17 protein-coding genes are annotated in these 15,570 nt (G+C 68.9%); 11 read left to right on the top strand and 6 right to left on the bottom strand.

From position 1 onward, the window contains the following. Positions 1-21 precede the first annotated feature (21 nt). The 4 genes from rpsF to rplI all read left to right on the top strand — a co-directional run bounded on the left by rpsF (position 22) and on the right by rplI (position 1,738). Complete coding sequence (gene rpsF, locus ABT342_RS06430) at positions 22-312, top strand: 30S ribosomal protein S6 (protein ID WP_004950685.1); 291 nt, start codon at positions 22-24, stop codon at positions 310-312. Positions 313-385: 73 nt separating this feature from the next. Further along, a complete protein-coding gene (locus ABT342_RS06425) occupies positions 386-964 on the top strand; it encodes a single-stranded DNA-binding protein (protein ID WP_351567834.1) in 579 nt (192 codons plus the stop codon). A 72-nt stretch (positions 965-1,036) separates the two neighbouring features. Beyond that, positions 1,037-1,273 (top strand): 30S ribosomal protein S18, encoded by a 237-nt coding sequence (gene rpsR, locus ABT342_RS06420; protein WP_005315025.1) that lies wholly within the window; start codon positions 1,037-1,039, stop codon positions 1,271-1,273. A gap of 18 nt (positions 1,274-1,291) precedes the next feature. Continuing rightward, positions 1,292-1,738, top strand: a complete 447-nt coding sequence (gene rplI, locus ABT342_RS06415) for a 50S ribosomal protein L9 (RefSeq protein ID WP_351567832.1) — start codon at positions 1,292-1,294, stop codon at positions 1,736-1,738. Between the two features lie 126 nt (positions 1,739-1,864). Here rplI and ABT342_RS06410 read toward each other — a convergent pair whose 3' ends face one another. Continuing rightward, on the bottom strand, positions 1,865-3,202 hold the full coding sequence (locus tag ABT342_RS06410; RefSeq protein ID WP_351567829.1) for an MATE family efflux transporter: 1,338 nt from the start codon (positions 3,200-3,202) through the stop codon (positions 1,865-1,867). A gap of 423 nt (positions 3,203-3,625) precedes the next feature. Here ABT342_RS06410 and dnaB point away from each other — a divergent pair, with 423 nt between their 5' ends. The 6 genes from dnaB to ABT342_RS06380 all read left to right on the top strand — a co-directional run bounded on the left by dnaB (position 3,626) and on the right by ABT342_RS06380 (position 10,388). Further along, complete coding sequence (dnaB, locus tag ABT342_RS06405) at positions 3,626-5,110, top strand: replicative DNA helicase (protein WP_351567827.1); 1,485 nt, start codon at positions 3,626-3,628, stop codon at positions 5,108-5,110. Between the two features lie 62 nt (positions 5,111-5,172). Then, positions 5,173-5,751, top strand: a complete 579-nt coding sequence (locus ABT342_RS06400) for a TetR/AcrR family transcriptional regulator (protein WP_351567824.1) — start codon at positions 5,173-5,175, stop codon at positions 5,749-5,751. A gap of 77 nt (positions 5,752-5,828) precedes the next feature. Further along, positions 5,829-6,611, top strand: a complete 783-nt coding sequence (locus tag ABT342_RS06395) for an oxidoreductase (protein WP_351567820.1) — start codon at positions 5,829-5,831, stop codon at positions 6,609-6,611. A gap of 132 nt (positions 6,612-6,743) precedes the next feature. Continuing rightward, on the top strand, positions 6,744-7,943 hold the full coding sequence (locus ABT342_RS06390) for an NAD(P)/FAD-dependent oxidoreductase (RefSeq protein ID WP_351567817.1): 1,200 nt from the start codon (positions 6,744-6,746) through the stop codon (positions 7,941-7,943). A gap of 82 nt (positions 7,944-8,025) precedes the next feature. Further along, positions 8,026-8,922: an RNA polymerase sigma-70 factor gene (locus ABT342_RS06385; protein WP_351567814.1), complete on the top strand. Its 897-nt coding sequence runs from the start codon at positions 8,026-8,028 to the stop codon at positions 8,920-8,922. An 83-nt stretch (positions 8,923-9,005) separates the two neighbouring features. Next, positions 9,006-10,388 carry a serine hydrolase domain-containing protein gene (locus ABT342_RS06380; RefSeq protein ID WP_351567811.1) on the top strand — a complete coding sequence of 461 codons (1,383 nt, stop codon included), beginning with the start codon at positions 9,006-9,008 and terminating at the stop codon, positions 10,386-10,388. Between the two features lie 44 nt (positions 10,389-10,432). Here the strand turns inward: ABT342_RS06380 and ABT342_RS06375 are convergent, their stop codons facing one another. From ABT342_RS06375 to ABT342_RS06365, 3 genes are read right to left on the bottom strand one after another with little or no spacing between them, the layout of a single operon-like run. Further along, positions 10,433-11,608, bottom strand: coding sequence for a winged helix DNA-binding domain-containing protein (locus tag ABT342_RS06375; protein ID WP_351567808.1), 1,176 nt, complete (start codon positions 11,606-11,608; stop codon positions 10,433-10,435). Positions 11,609-11,656: 48 nt separating this feature from the next. After that, positions 11,657-12,109, bottom strand: coding sequence for a GNAT family N-acetyltransferase (locus ABT342_RS06370; protein WP_351567805.1), 453 nt, complete (start codon positions 12,107-12,109; stop codon positions 11,657-11,659). A 47-nt stretch (positions 12,110-12,156) separates the two neighbouring features. After that, on the bottom strand, positions 12,157-12,621 hold the full coding sequence (locus ABT342_RS06365) for a MarR family winged helix-turn-helix transcriptional regulator (protein ID WP_351567802.1): 465 nt from the start codon (positions 12,619-12,621) through the stop codon (positions 12,157-12,159). A 189-nt stretch (positions 12,622-12,810) separates the two neighbouring features. Between ABT342_RS06365 and ABT342_RS06360 the strand changes: the two genes are divergently transcribed. After that, positions 12,811-14,028: an MFS transporter gene (locus ABT342_RS06360; RefSeq protein WP_351567798.1), complete on the top strand. Its 1,218-nt coding sequence runs from the start codon at positions 12,811-12,813 to the stop codon at positions 14,026-14,028. A gap of 83 nt (positions 14,029-14,111) precedes the next feature. Here the strand turns inward: ABT342_RS06360 and ABT342_RS06355 are convergent, their stop codons facing one another. Continuing rightward, positions 14,112-14,984 (bottom strand): GNAT family N-acetyltransferase, encoded by an 873-nt coding sequence (locus ABT342_RS06355; protein WP_351567796.1) that lies wholly within the window; start codon positions 14,982-14,984, stop codon positions 14,112-14,114. A gap of 5 nt (positions 14,985-14,989) precedes the next feature. Beyond that, the gene (locus ABT342_RS06350) at positions 14,990-15,553 is read right to left on the bottom strand and encodes a DUF2269 domain-containing protein (protein ID WP_351567795.1); all 564 of its coding nucleotides are present in this window, start codon (positions 15,551-15,553) and stop codon (positions 14,990-14,992) included. Between the last annotated feature and the right edge of the window lie 17 nt (positions 15,554-15,570).

Genomic DNA, 15,570 nt, shown 5'->3' with positions numbered 1-15,570 from the left:
TCCAAAGGAGGTGGGTTCCACATGCGTCACTACGAGGTGATGGTCATCCTCGACCCCGATCTCGAGGAGCGCGCTGTCTCCCCGCTGATCGAGAACTTCCTCTCCGTCGTCCGTGAGGGCAACGGAAAGGTGGAGAAGGTCGACACCTGGGGCCGTCGTCGTCTCGCTTACGAGATCAAGAAGAAGCCCGAGGGCATCTACTCGGTCATCGACCTGCAGGCCGAGCCTGCGGTCGTCAAGGAGCTCGACCGCCAGATGAACCTGAACGAGTCGGTCCTCCGGACCAAGGTCCTCCGTCCCGAGACCCACTGAGCATCTAGCTCAGAGGTCATCGGGTCCGAGTAGCAGCAAGCAGCCAGAAGCAATCCCGCCGAGAGGTTCACCCATGGCAGGCGAGACCGTCATCACGGTCGTCGGCAATCTCGTCGACGACCCCGAGCTGCGCTTCACCCCGTCCGGTGCGGCGGTCGCGAAGTTCCGCGTCGCGTCCACTCCCCGCACCTTCGACCGTCAGACCAACGAGTGGAAGGACGGCGAGAGCCTGTTCCTGACCTGCTCGGTCTGGCGTCAGGCGGCGGAGAACGTCGCCGAGTCGCTCCAGCGAGGCATGCGCGTCGTCGTGCAGGGCCGGCTGAGGCAGCGGTCCTATGAGGACCGCGAGGGCGTCAAGCGCACGGTCTACGAGCTGGATGTCGAGGAAGTCGGCCCCAGCCTCAAGAACGCCACGGCCAAGGTCACCAAGACCACCGGTCGCGGTGGCCAGGGCGGCTACGGCGGTGGCCAGCAGCAGGGCGGTGGCAACTGGGGCGGCGGTCCCAGCGGTGGCCAGCAGGGTGGCGGCGGTGCTCCCGCCGACGACCCCTGGGCGACCAGCGCGCCGGCCGGCGGCCAGCAGCAGGGCGGCGGCGGTGGCGGCTGGGGCGGAAGCTCCGGCGGCGGCTACTCGGACGAGCCTCCCTTCTAGGGATCCGTCCCACCGGGATTCGTCCCAGGGGCAGCTCGTACCCCCACTTCTTGATCACACAGGAGATACACCATGGCGAAGCCGCCTGTGCGCAAGCCGAAGAAGAAGGTCTGCGCATTCTGCAAGGACAAGACCGCGTACGTGGACTACAAGGACACGAACATGCTGCGGAAGTTCATTTCCGACCGCGGCAAGATCCGTGCCCGCCGCGTGACCGGCAACTGCACGCAGCACCAGCGTGACGTCGCCACGGCCGTCAAGAACAGCCGTGAGATGGCGCTGCTGCCCTACACGTCCACCGCGCGATAAGGGAAGGGTGACCACAACATGAAGATCATCCTGACCCACGAGGTCTCTGGCCTCGGCGCTGCCGGCGACGTCGTCGACGTCAAGGACGGCTACGCTCGCAACTACCTGGTCCCGCGCGGTTTCGCGATCCGCTGGACCAAGGGTGGCGAGAAGGACGTTGCGCAGATCCGTCGCGCCCGTAAGATCCACGAGATCGCGACCATCGAGCAGGCCAACGAGATCAAGGCCCGTCTCGAGGGCGTGAAGGTGCGTCTGGCCGTTCGCTCCGGCGACGCCGGCCGCCTCTTCGGCTCCGTCACCCCGGCCGACATCGCTTCGGCGATCAAGTCCGCCGGTGGCCCGGACGTCGACAAGCGCCGTGTCGAGCTCGGTTCGCCGATCAAGACCCTGGGCTCGCACCAGGTGTCCGTGCGTCTGCACCCCGAGGTTGCCGCGAACCTCGGCGTCGAGGTCGTCGCCGCGTAAGCGCAGCAGAGCAAGGAGAGGGCCGCACCCCCCAGGGGTGCGGCCCTCTCGCTGTTCCGCGGTTTCACGTGAAACGGTACGTTCCAGGTGAAACCCCACGTTTCACGTGGAACATGACTCCGACCGTCAGCGGGTAGCTCCCGTGACGATCCAGAGGCCGGAGCGGGTGCGCAGCCACAGCGTCAGCATGCGCACCGTCATCATCAGGGTCATCGCCCACCACAGCGCGGTCAGGCCGCCTCCGAGAGCGGGGACGAGGAGAGCGATGGGGGTGAAGACCGCCAGCGTCACCAGCATCGCCCCGGCCAGGTAGGGGCCGTCGGCTGCGCCCATCAGCACACCGTCCAGGACGAAGACGACGCCGGCCACCGGCTGGGAGAGCGCGACCACCAGCAAGGCGGGAAGCAGGGTGTCCTGAACCGCCTGGTCGCTGGTGAACAGGGGAAGAAGGAGCGGGCGGGCGACGACGATCAGGGCTCCCAGAACGATGCCGGAGACGATGCCCCACTGCACCATGCGACGGCAGACCTCCCGTGCGCCGGCAGGGTCGTTGGCGCCGAGATGGCGCCCGATGATCGCCTGGCCGGCGATGGCGATGGCGTCCAGCGCGAAGGCCATCAGGCTCCAGAGGGAGAGGATGATCTGGTGCGCGGCGACCTCGGTGTCGCCGAGACGGGCTGCCACGGCGGTGGCGATCATCAGGATGGCGCGCAGGGAGAGCGTACGGACCAGCAGGGGGACACCGGCGCGGGCGCTCGCGCGGATGCCTGCGGCATCGGGGCGGAGCGAGGCGCCGTGCCTGCGGGCTCCGCGGACCACGACGACGAGATAGGCGGCGGCCATCGCGCACTGGGCGATGACGGTGCCCCAGGCGGAGCCGGCGATCCCGAGGCCTGCCCCGTAGACGAGTCCGGCGTTGAGAGCCGCATTGGCCGCGAAGCCGCCGATCGCGACGTACAGGGGTGTGCGGGTGTCCTGGAGGCCGCGCAACACGCCGGTGGCGGCCATGACGACGAGCATCGCGGGGATGCCCAGGCTGGATATCCGCAGATACGTGGTGGCGTAGGGGGCGGCCGTGTCCGAGGCACCGAAGATCTCGACGAGCCAGGGGGCGGCGGGCAGGGTGACGGCGATGACGGCGGTGCCGAGGAGAAGGGCGAGCCAGATCCCGTCCATGCCCTGGCGGATGGCGGCCCCCGGATCGCCGGCGCCGACCCGGCGCGCGACCGCGGCCGTGGTGGCGTAGGCGAGGAAGACGAAGACGCTCACCGCCGTGGTGAGCAAAGCGGCGGCGATGGCGAGTCCGGCGAGTTGGGGCGTGCCGAGGTGGCCGACGATGGCGCTGTCGACCATCAGGAAGAGCGGCTCGGCGACGAGGGCTCCGAAGGCGGGAACGGCGAGTGCGATGATCTCGCGGTCATGGCGTCGTCGGTCGGTGTTCGGTGCCACGGGAGCCTGGGTCATGGGCGCAATCTAATCTTCCACAGGTAAGAGATGCAAGGGCTCCTGGGTCCTTACCAACCCGTGAGACGCGGCCTCTGCTGTGCGCCGTTTGTTCTGATCTTGGTCCAGCTGGGAAAGTTTTTCTCCTGCACAGCCGGTGGATGGAAAATCCGCAGGTCAGGGCCGATGTGGTGGGCCGGTTATGACTTTGTCCACAGTGCTGTCCCCCGGTCCGTGCACAGGATCTGTGGAGTTACCCACAGCATCTGGTCCGTCGTCCACATGGCCTGTGGATAACCAGATTGGCTGACGGTGCCTGCGGCCCTACCGTGGACCGGCGCCCGACTCCCCGGAAGCGGAGTCGGGCCATTCGTTTTGTCAGTGTCGTGCCGTAGAAAGAGTGCCACGGCGAGGGTCCGCGGAGCGGACGGGAGGAGGTGGCCGGTGAGCATCCCCGAGCCCCTGGACGATCCCTGGGCCGACACCGGTCCGAGCGACCGTCTTCCTGTCTCCCGCCCCCGGCAGGGAGAGGGCCGCGGTCGTGGCCGCGACGAGCAGCACGAGCGCGGCAGGGAGAGCGCCCCCTGGGACGACGGCTCCCCCGGCTTCGAGCGGGTGCCTCCGCAGGACCTCGACGCCGAGCAGTCCGTTCTCGGCGGCATGCTGCTGTCCAAGGACGCGATCGCCGATGTCGTCGAGATCATCAAGGGCCATGACTTCTACCGGCCCGCGCACGAGACCGTCTACCAGGCGATCCTCGATCTCTACGCCAAGGGCGAGCCGGCCGACCCCATCACGGTGGCAGCGGAGCTGACCAAGCGCGGCGAGATCACCCGTGTCGGTGGTGCCTCCTACCTGCACACGTTGGTCCAGTCGGTGCCGACGGCGGCCAACGCCTCGTACTACGCGGAAATCGTCCACGAGCGCGCGGTCCTGCGGCGGCTCGTGGAGGCCGGCACCCGCATTACGCAGATGGGGTACGCGGCGGACGGCGACGTCGACGAGATCGTGAACTCGGCCCAGGCCGAGATCTACGCCGTCACCGAGCAGCGTACGAGCGAGGACTACCTGCCCCTCGGCGACATCATGGAGGGCGCGCTCGACGAGATCGAAGCGATCGGCTCGCGCAGCGGCGAGATGACGGGTGTGCCGACCGGCTTCACCGACTTCGACTCCCTCACCAACGGTCTCCACCCCGGCCAGATGATCGTCATCGCGGCCCGCCCCGCCATGGGTAAGTCGACGCTGGCCCTGGACTTCGCGCGGGCGGCCTCGATCAAGAACAATCTGCCCAGCGTCATCTTCTCGCTCGAAATGGGCCGCAACGAGATCGCGATGCGTCTGCTGTCGGCGGAGGCGCGGGTGGCTCTGCACCACATGCGCTCCGGGACGATGACGGACGAGGACTGGACCCGGCTGGCCCGCCGGATGCCCGATGTCTCCCAGGCTCCGCTCTACATCGACGACTCGCCGAACCTGTCGATGATGGAGATCCGCGCCAAATGCCGCCGGCTCAAGCAGCGAAACGACTTGAAGCTGGTGGTCATCGACTATCTCCAGCTGATGCAGTCCGGTGGCTCCAAGCGCGCCGAGAGCCGTCAGCAGGAGGTCTCGGACATGTCCCGTAACCTCAAGCTGCTCGCCAAGGAGCTGGAGATTCCGGTGATCGCGCTCTCGCAGCTGAACCGTGGCCCCGAGCAGCGTACGGACAAGAAGCCGATGGTCTCCGACCTGCGTGAGTCCGGCTCCATCGAGCAGGACGCGGACATGGTCATCCTGCTGCACCGCGAGGACGCGTACGAGAAGGAGTCGCCGCGGGCGGGTGAGGCGGACCTGATCGTGGCCAAGCACCGTAACGGCCCCACGGCGACCATCACCGTTGCCTTCCAGGGGCACTACTCGCGGTTCGTCGACATGGCGCAGACCTGATCGACCTGATTGCGGGAACAGTTCTTGACCTGGAGGTCAAGAACGGTGCTAGTGTTCCGGTCATGGCAAGGCCCAAGCAGTTCGATCCGGAGATCGCCGTCGACCAGGCCATGGAGGTGTTCTGGCGGAAGGGGTATGCCGCCACCACTCCTCAGGACCTGACGGACGCGCTCGGCATCGGCAAGGGCAGTCTCTACAACGCCTTCGGCAGTAAGCACGCTCTCTTCGAGAAGGCGCTCCACCGCTATCGCGACAGTCAGGCTCTCGCCCTGGTGGAACTGGTCGGGGAGTCCGGTCCGGTCAAGGTACGTCTCCGTAAGGTGCTGAGACTCCTTGCCGAGACGGACCTCGCCGACCCGGATCGTCGCGGTTGCATGGCGGTGAACGCGGCGGCGGAACGCGCGGGGGTCGACGAGGTGGCGACTGAACTCGTCCGCCGCATGTTCGACCGCACGGAGGATGCCTTCCGGGCGCTGGTCGAGGAAGGGCAGCGAGCGGGTGAAATCGCACCCGGGCGCGACCCTGCCGCGCTGGGCAGCCTTCTGCTGAATACCGTCGTTGGCCTGCGAATCCTGGCGCGCGTCGCCGAAGGGCCGGAGCGGCTTACCCGAGTGATCGACGCGACGATCGACTCCCTCTGACCCGGACCGTGGGACGTACCAGGTCCGGGGCTTCTTCTGCCTAGATTTTGTACTCGCAGTTCAAGAACTGGAGCATCATGAATCTCAACCTCACCTCCAAGACTGCTGTGGTCACAGGCGCCAGCCGGGGCATTGGTCTGGCCACCGTCCGCACGCTCGCTGCCGAAGGCGTCAGGGTCGTGGGAGCCGCCCGCACCATCACGCCCGAGCTGAAGGGCACCGGAGCGCTCGCGGTGTCGGCGGACCTGAGTACTGCCGACGGTGTCGCCACCCTCATGAACAGCGCCCTCACAGAGCTGGGAGGCATTGATCTGCTGGTGAACAACGTCGGAGGCGGGGACGACGTGGAGCCCGTCGGCTTCCTCGACACCGACGACACTCAGTGGACCCGCATCTTCGACCTCAACCTGCTCAGCGCGGTTCGCGCCAGCCGCGCGGCACTGCCCAGCCTGATCGAGCGCCGCGGAGCGATCGTCAACGTCTCGTCCATCAACTCCCGGCTGCCCGCCGCCGGTCCGGTCGCCTACAGCGCGGCCAAGGCGGCCCTCGCCGCACTGGGGAAGTCCCTGGCCGAGGAATTCGGCCCGCAGGGAGTGCGCGTCAACACCGTCTCTCCCGGAGTCGTCCGCACAGCCATCTGGGAGGACCCCGACGGCTTCGGTGGCAAGGTGGCGGCCGGGGCCGGGGCCGAGCACGGCGCGTTCCTTCAGCAGATACCGGAGGCGTTCAACATCACCACCGGGCGTATCACCGAGCCACAGGAGGTTGCCGCCTTGATCGCGTTCCTTCTCTCCGACGTGGCCGGCAACATCACCGGCGCCGACTACGTCATCGACGGCGGCACGGTCAAGACCCTCTGACCCGGCAGCCGCCGCGTCCCTGCGTACCGAGCCCACGAGCTCCCGCCCGTGGAGTGATCTGTCTCACAGGCTGTCACAACGACTGACCAGGCGGTGTCTTGAGGCCGAACCCCTGAAGCCGGAGGAGACACCATGACCGGGAACACCGATGTGGTCGTGATCGGCGGCGGTTACGCCGGTGTCATGGCGGCCAATCGCCTGACGCAGCGAGACGACGTGACCGTGACGCTGATCAACCCGCGCGCGACCTTCGTCCACCGGATCCGTCTGCACCAGCTGGTGGTTGGGTCCGACGACGCGGTCGTCGAGTACCGAAAGGTCCTGGCCGAGGGGGTCCGGCTGGTGGTCGACACCGTGGCACGGATCGATGCGGCAGGGCGCAGCCTGACGTTGGCGTCGGGCGGCACGGTCGGTTACGACTACCTGGTCTACGCGGTGGGCAGTGGCAGCGCTGACCCGAGGGTGCCTGGGGCGGCCGAGTTCGGCTATCCCGTCGCCACGCTGGAGGAGGTGCAGCGGCTGCGGCCGGTCCTCGACGCCGCGCCCGCGACGGCCGCGGTGACGGTGGTCGGAGCCGGTACGACCGGCATCGAGACCGCCGCCGAGCTGGCGGAGGCGGGCCGCAGCGTGACCCTGGTCTGCGGCGGGGTTCTCGGCCCGTCCCTGCACCCTCGGGGTCGGCGTTCGGTCGCGAAGCAGCTGGCCAGGCTCGGTGTGACCGTGCTCGAAGGCCCCGACTCAAAGGTGACGGCTGTGGCCCGCGATGCCGTCCAGCTCAGCGGCGGATGTGAGCTGGCGAGCGAGGTGACCATCTGGACGGCCGGCTTCGGTGTGCCGGACCTGGCCGCGCGCAGCGATCTGAGCACCGACGCCCTGGGCCGTCTGCTCACGGACGAGACGCTGACCAGCGTGGATGACGAGCGCATCGTTGCGGCCGGGGACTCTGCGGCGCCGTCGGACCTTCCGCTGCGGATGAGCTGCCAGGCCGCGGTTCAGCTGGGCCCGCAGGCCGCCGAGACGGTGCTCAGCCGGATCGCCGGTGAGCAACCCGCGCCCATCGACGTGGCGTTCGTCAGCCAGTGCATCAGCCTGGGGCGTCGCGCCGGCATCCTTCAGCTCACCAGCAAGGACGACACCGCCAAGAAGTACTACCTCGGCGGCCGCCCGGGCGCCAAGATCAAGGAGCTCATCTGCAAGAGCGTTCCCTGGCAGCTGGGGTACGAGGCACGCAAGCCCGGTGCGCGCACCTGGTGGGCCAAGGACGACAAGCGCCGGCAGCTGCTGCAGGCCAAGCGCGGCGAAGCCCGGGCCGTCGCTGAACGGACAGCCTGATCCCCGTTTTCATGACACCCCTCGCAGGACAAGCGACCGGAGCGCGTTCCCGGAGGTCCCAGGCATGCACGGAGGTAGCCCTATGAGCGAGCACGCCGGCAACCCTGCGACCGAGAGTTTCGTCGCTCACCGCAATCTGCTCTTCACCGTCGCGTACGAGATGCTCGGGTCGGCCGCCGACGCCGAGGACGTCCTTCAGGAGACCTGGTTGCGGTGGGTCGAGGTCGACTTGGCTCAGGTGCGTGACCACCGTGCCTATCTCGTCCGGATCACGACCCGGCAGTCGCTCAACCGGCTGCGCACGATGCAGCGCCGCAAGGAGTCGTACGTCGGACCCTGGCTGCCCGAGCCGCTGCTCACGGCGCCGGACGTGGCCGAGGAGGTGGAGCTCGCGGAGAGTGTGTCGATGGCGATGATGCTCGTCCTCGAAACGCTGCCGCCGACCGAGCGCGCCGTCTTCGTGCTGCGCGAGGTCTTCGATGTCGGCTACGACGAGATCGCGGACGCCGTCGACAAGAGCCCGGCGGTCGTCCGGCAGATCGCGCACCGCGCCCGCCGGCACGTCGATGCCCGCCGCCCCCGCCGGGTGGCCTCTGCCAGTGAGACCCGGGCGGCTCTGGAGTCGTTCCAGCGCGCGCTCGAAACCGGGGACCCGCAAGCGCTCCTTGACGTGCTCGCCCCGGAGGTCGTCCTGGTGGGCGACGGCGGGGGCATCAAGCAGGCCGCGGTGCGGCCGATCACCGGCGCCGACAAGGTGGCCCGCTTCATGGTCGGTGGTCTCGGCAAGAACGAACGCCCGCTCACCGTCGCTCCCACCGTGGTCAACGGCAACCCGGCCCTGCTCGTCCACCTGGACGGCGAGATCGACGGCATCCTGGCGATCCGCCTCGAGGACGCCCGGATCACCGGCCTCTACTACGTCCGCAACCCCGAGAAGCTGAACCGCGTCGCATCCGAGACCCCGCTCACGCTGCACTGAATCGAGGGGGCATTCCGGGTGGGGCCGAATGGTCCGGCAATTCCCGGTCGCCCCGGGCCCCCTCGTAGCGATAGATCTGATCCATGACCTCAGAATTCGAAGAGCTGCTCCCCAGTACGGAGCGGGCCCTGTTTCACCGCGTCGCCGTGGCGCAGGCCGAAGGCCGCACTCCCTCTCTCGTAGGGGCGGTGGTCAGGGACGGGCGGATCGTATGGAGCGGTGCCCGCAGCTGCGTCGACGGGCATGAACCCGACGCCGACACCCAGTACCGCATCGGCTCGATCACCAAGACCTTCACCGCCGTGCTGATCCTGCGGCTGCGTGACGAGGGGCTGCTCGATCTGGGTGACCCGCTGGAGAAGCACCTGCCCGGAACCGGCGTGGGTGAGGTGACGATCGCTCAGCTCCTCGGTCACAGCTCGGGGCTGGCCGCCGAGACCCCGGCGCCCTGGTGGGAGCGCACGCCCGGCTCGCTCCGGCCCGAGTTGAGCGATGTGCTGGGAGAGCGGCCCCTGTTGCATCCCGGCGGCCGCAGGTTCCACTACTCCAATCCCGGTTACACGCTGCTGGGTTCGCTGATCGAGTCGGTCCGCGGGGAGTCCTGGGAGGCCGTGCTGCGGCGCGAGATTCTGGAGCCGCTCGGGATGGGGCGTACGAGTACGCAGGCGCAGGCTCCGCACGCCGGGGGTTGGGCGGTGCACCCCTGGGCCGACGTCATGATGCCCGAACCGGCCGAGGACCTCTGCCTGATGGCCCCGGCGGGGCAGCTGTGGTCGACCGCCGGCGATCTCTGCCGCTTCGCGGCCTTCCTCGCCGAGGGGGATGAGCGGGTGCTGAGCGCGGAGAGCGTATGGGAGATGCATGCACCCTCCGCGCCTCCGGAGGCCGGGGAGTGGGAGAGCGGATACGGGCTCGGGCTGCAGCTCGTCCGTACGGAAGGGCGCACGCTGATCGGGCACACGGGCTCGCTGCCCGGGTTCCTGGCCGGTCTGTGGGTGAGCGTGGAGGACGGGGTGGCCGCGGTCGCGCTGGCGAATGCCACGTCGGGGCTGTCGGCCGCCGCAGTCGCTGCCGATCTCGTAGGCATCGTGGCCGACGCGGAGCCGCGCATCCCCGCGCCCTGGCGTCCACTGCCGGAGGTGGACGCTGAGCTTCTTGCGCTGACCGGTCTCTGGTACTGGGGCACCTCCGGCTTTGGTCTGAAGCTGGTGGCGGACCGGGGCGTGGAGTTGTACCAGCTCAAGGGGAATGGCCGCGGCTCGCGGTTCCGTGCCCGTCCGGACGGGAGCTGGATTGGTCTCGACGGCTACTACGCGGGGGAGACGCTACGAGCCGTGCGGCGGGCCGACGGTTCCGTGGACCATCTCGACCTGGGGTCGTTCGTCTTTACGCGTGCGCCCTACGAGCCTTCGGCGGAGGTGCCCGGCGGGGTGGACGAGGGCGGCTGGCGCGGCCTTCGGCAGTGAAGCCGTGGTGATGTTTCACGTGAAACAGGCGCCGAGCCGACCGCTCAGGAGCTCAGCTCACGCTCCAACGGGGTGCGGAAGCGTGGCGTGACGCGTGCCTCGCCGACCCATTCCGACAGGCGTGAGGCCTCCGCTTCGACTGCGGCGGAGGCCTCATGCCCCGCGTCCGTCAGCAGTCGCCACACGATTTCGCCGTTCGCGCGCTGGGCCCAGCCTCCGATGATCTCGCCGTTCCACCACACCGTGGGGCCGATGTTCCCGGCGTAGTCGAAGAGGGCGGCCCGGTGTTCTTCGGCGAGGTGGAAGCCCCGGTCGGCCCATGCCATGCCGCTGGGGTCGAGCCCCGGAAGCAGCGCTGCCCAGGGCTCGACGGGCGGCTCGGGCTCGGTGTCACCGGGCGTGACATAGCCGACCGCGCCCCCGTCGAGTCGGACCTCCTCGGCACCGACGGCCGCGAGGGCCTTGCGTACGTCACCGAGGGTCCACCCGGTCCACCACTTGAGGTCGGCCTCGGTGGCCGGTCCGTAGCGAAGCAGCCAGCGCCGTGCCAGCTCCGCCTTCGCCTCGGTCGGCGGGAGGCCCACCCAGGGGTCACTCGCCGCCCATCTGAACTGGCTGGAGGTCCAGGAGCCACGGGGACGATCGCGGCGGATTCGGCCCTCTGCGGCAAGCACCCGGAGGACGCGCGTGGACACGCCCTGAACCGTCTCGTGCTTCTTCCCGCGAAAGATGGTGATCTTGGCGCGCAGTGCGGGTACGGCGTCGGACAGCTGGCTGCCCGTCGAGGGGCCCCGGGCGGCGAGCGCGGCCAGGACGGCTTCCTCGGAGTCGGCGAGCCAGCGCTCGTCCAGGCCGTTGCCGTCTTCGGCCAGATGTTTGACCAGGGTCTTGCGCTCCTTTGCGGCGATGGCGTGGCCGGTCGAGGTGGCGACGTACGGAGCGAGTTCCTGGGAGACGGCGAAGAGGGTGTTGCGCATGGAGAGCAGCCGGACCAGCGAGACGTCCTCGTAGAGCGCTCGCTCCACCTCGGCGGTGGTGGGGTCGGTGAGGCGGGCGCAGGCGGAGAGGAACACGGTCGACGCGTCCGTCGCGTGCAGGGCGACCACGGCGTCTGCGGCCTCCGCCACACTCGCGGCCCGCACGGAGGGAGCGAGGAGGTGGCGGCGACCGATGCGGATACGGCGCTCTGCGGTGGTGAGTCGGTGCGTGGCGCTGCTCATGGTGGGGACCGTAGGGCGGATATAGGTCAGCCGGCGGCCTGTTGGAGGTCAGATGCTCAGCTTGAAGCCCACATGAGAAGCCTCGAACCCCAGGCGCTCGTAGAAGCGGCGCGCGTCGGTGCGGGAGGCATCGGACGTCAGCTGCACCAACTGGCAGTTCTGGCGCCGGGACTCGTCGACGGCCCATTCGATGAGCCGGGTGCCGAGGCCGCTGCCGCGTTCGTCCGCGTGGATCCGTACCGCTTCGATGATCGAGCGGGTGGCGCCCCGCCGGGAGAGACCCGGAATGACGGTGAGCTGCAGGCTGCCGACGACACGGCCGTCATGTTCCGCGACGACCAGGTGCTGGTTCGGATCTCCCGCCAGCCGCTCGAACGCCGCGGTGTACGGGGTGAGGTCGTCCGGCGACTCACGCTGCGCGCCCAGTGGGTCGTCGGCGAGCATCGCGACGATGGCGGGAATGTCGGCGGAGGACGCGGGCCGTATCCGGAAATCGCTCATGATCCGCAGCCTATGCGCGCCATGAGGGCGCCGGAAGTCTGTACGGCCTATGCGGGCGCGGGGACCCGCAGCTGCTCGACCGTCCGGACCAGAGGCGTGAGCTCAGGGTTCTTCGCGGCCTCGTCGAGCGCCTCGCGCAGCGCGGTGTCATTGGTGGGCCTGGCCTCGGCGAGCAGCTGCTGACCGGCTTCCGTGACATCGGTGTAGATGCCGCGGCGGTCGGTGTCGCAGAGGTACCGGGTGAGCAGGCCGCGGTCCTCCAGCCGTGTGACCAGGCGGGTGGTGGCGCTCTGACTGAGCACGACAGCGTCGGCGACCTGCTTCATCTGGAGGTGGCCACCCGGGCCGCTGTGCTGCCGGCTGAGGACGTCGAGGAGTGAGTACTCGCGCACGCTCAGGCCGTGCCGGGACTGGAGTTCCCGCTCGATGTGGGCCTCGATCCTGCCGTGCAGCAGGGAGAGAGCGCACCAGCCCTGGGCGAGGGCGGTGAGTGCCGGATCCGTCGCTGTCATCGATCTCTCCTTCGTCCAGGAGCGCCTTGGGCCGCTGTGAGCGCCTTCGCTCCGAGGGACGTGGCCCTGAGCGGCTTCGTCCAGGATAGACGACAAGCGCAATAGCCCGCGCTTGCAATTAATCCGCGTCTGCAATTATTGTGGACGCTCGTAAAGCGCTAACGCAATCTCTTGGGAAGGGTGAAACCCATGCCGCTCGCGCTCCTTGCCCTGGCTATCGGGGCATTCGGTATCGGCACGACCGAGTTCGTGATCATGGGGTTGCTCCCCGAGGTTGCCGGCGAGTTCCAGGTCTCCATCCCCGCCGCCGGCTACCTGGTCACCGGCTACGCCCTCGGCGTGGTGCTCGGAGCCCCGCTGATGACCGTCCTCGCCACCAAGGTCTCCCGCAAGCGGATGCTGATGCTGCTGATGGGCCTGTTCATCGCGGGCAACGTGCTCTCTGCCGTCGCCCCGGTCTTCGGTGTGATGCTCGCGGGCCGCGTCGTCGCCTCGCTCGCCCATGGCGCGTTCTTCGGCATCGGTTCCGTCGTGGCGGCCGACCTGGTCGCGCCGGAGAAGAAGGCCGGTGCCATCGCCATGATGTTCACGGGCCTGACCGTCGCGAATGTCGTCGGCGTTCCGCTGGGCACCTTCATCGGCCAGAGTGTCGGCTGGCGCGCCACGTTCTTCATCGTCGCCGGGCTCGGTGTGCTCGGTCTGGCCGGTGTCGCGAAGCTGGTTCCGGAGCAGCCGAGGCCCGAAGGCGTGCGTCTGCGTCACGAACTCGCCGCGTTCCGCAATGTGCAGGTCCTGCTCGCCATGGCGATGACGGTGCTCGGCTTCGGCGGCGTGTTCGCCGCGATCACCTACATCACGCCGATGATGACCGAGGTCGCCGGCTTCGCGGACTCCTCCGTCACCTGGCTGCTCGTCCTGTTCGGCCTGGGCATGGTCGGCGGCAACCTGATCGGCGGCAAGTTCGCCGACCGTGCGCTGATGCCGTTGCTGTACGTCTCGCTCGGAGCGCTCGCGCTCGTCCTGGCGCTGTTCACGTTCACCGCCCACAACAAGATCGCGGCTGCCGTCACCATCGTGCTCGTCGGCGCACTGGGCTTCGCCACCGTGCCGCCGCTGCAGAAGCGGGTCCTTGACCAGGCGTCCGGTGCCCCGACGCTCGCCTCGGCCGTGAACATCGGAGCCTTCAACCTCGGCAACGCGCTGGCCGCCTGGCTCGGTGGCATGGTGATCGCGGCCGGCCTCGGCTTCACCGCCCCGAACTGGGTCGGAGCCGTACTCGCCGCGTCCGCGCTGGCGCTGGCGCTCCTCTCCAGCGTGCTGGAGCGCCGGGACGCCCGCCGCGAGAGTCTGGTGGTCGCGGGTGCTTCCGTGGCCCGCCCGGCCGTGGTCGCTGCCGCCCGCCACTGAACCCCTGGGCGGATCGGGCTGGGCGTCGTGAGCCCAGCCCGATCCGCCGGACATCCCTCAGGGCCGGAGCCCCGAAACGTTCCCTAGCCCGCCGCGACCGTCAGGGGAGCGAAGCGGCGGGTCCAGTCCCCGGGGAGAGCGGGAGTGCCGTGGAGCATCACGGCGTTGAAGGCGATCGGGTCCAGCCCGTTCGCCTTCAGCCATGTCAGGAGTTCCTCATGGCGTACGTCGATGTCGGTGCGGAGCGGGCGGTCCGTGCCGGCGGCCAGTGAGGCGACAAGTGCCTTCGCCGTGTCCGTGTCGCGGGCGATGAGGGGGCCGACGACATGGGTCTCCATATTGGGCCAGGCCGCCGCATACCCCGTCAGTACGCCGCCGGCCTCCGCGACCCTCAGTTGATCGGCGAAGGCGGGCAGGCGCGTGATCATGTGCGTACGGTCCAGGCCGAAGACCTCGGTGTCGAGCCTGAGGATCGCGGGCAGATCCTCGGCCGTGGCCGCTCGAGTCCGGGCCGTGGGCGCCGGGCCTGAGGGGCGGAAGTGGCCGCGAACCATCTCGGCGCGGCCGACGGTCGTGAAGCCCAGCTCCTCGTAGAGCGGCTTTCCGTACGGCGTGGCGTGCAGGGTGAGTGGGGTGGTGCCGGCCTCGGCCACCACGTGCTTCATCAGACGGCGCCCGATGCCCTGGCGGGCGTACCGCTCGGCCACGAGAACCATGCCGATGGCGGAGAGACCCTCACCAGGTCGTACGGCGTCACCGTACGAGGTCACGACGCACGCGCTGACGAGGCCCTTGCCCGACGGGTCGTCGATCCCGTATCCCGCACCCGCTGCGAGCAGCAGGCTCCATTTGTGCTCCTCGCGCGGCCAGCCGCGGTCTTCGGAGAGATCGGCGCAGGACACCAGGTCTGCCGTGGTCAGTCGCCGGATGGGGAGCTCGCTGAGCGGTGTTGGCATGAAGGTCAGGCTGTCTGACGTGGAGATCGTGCGTCCAGCCCTTTAGTGGAAGTCGCACGCTGTTCGGCGGACTTGAGGCCCTTCAGTCGCCGTCCGCGCCGAGTCATCCCCCATGGCTTGAGGACCGAGATCGCGGTCATGAACAGATAGGCGGACAGGGAGACGATCGGGGCGGCGAGCAGACCGGTCGGGTCCTGCACCGGGATTCCCGCGGCAGCCTCGTCCGCGGCGGCGTTCACACCGGGCCGCAGCGAGAACGTCGTGAGGGTGGTCGTGATCAGCGTCAGCCAGAACTTGGTCCAGACCCAGCGGTATCGGGCCAGGCCCCAGGGAGTGCCGAGCGAGAGCACCAGACCGCTGCCGAGCGTGAGCAGAGCGATCGGGATCATCAGCCAGTTCGCGAACAGCGCCATCGAGCGGTAGGAGGCTTCAGCCACGGCCGGGGAGCCGGAGGCCGCCGCGGCGGAACTCAGCCCGAGCAGCCCGAGGGAGAGCCCGAGCCAGCCCGCGGACGCGCAGACGTGGACGACGAGGATGGCCTGCCGAGCGGGTCGCTTGAGTGGTTTCACGTGAAACACCGTGCACG

Source organism: Streptomyces sp. NPDC000410, from assembly GCF_040300305.1.
In the GTDB taxonomy this organism is placed as follows: Bacteria; Actinomycetota; Actinomycetes; order Streptomycetales; family Streptomycetaceae; genus Streptomyces.
The sequence above is the reverse complement of the archived record's forward strand: the minus strand, read 5'-3'. Positions and strand labels throughout refer to the sequence as shown.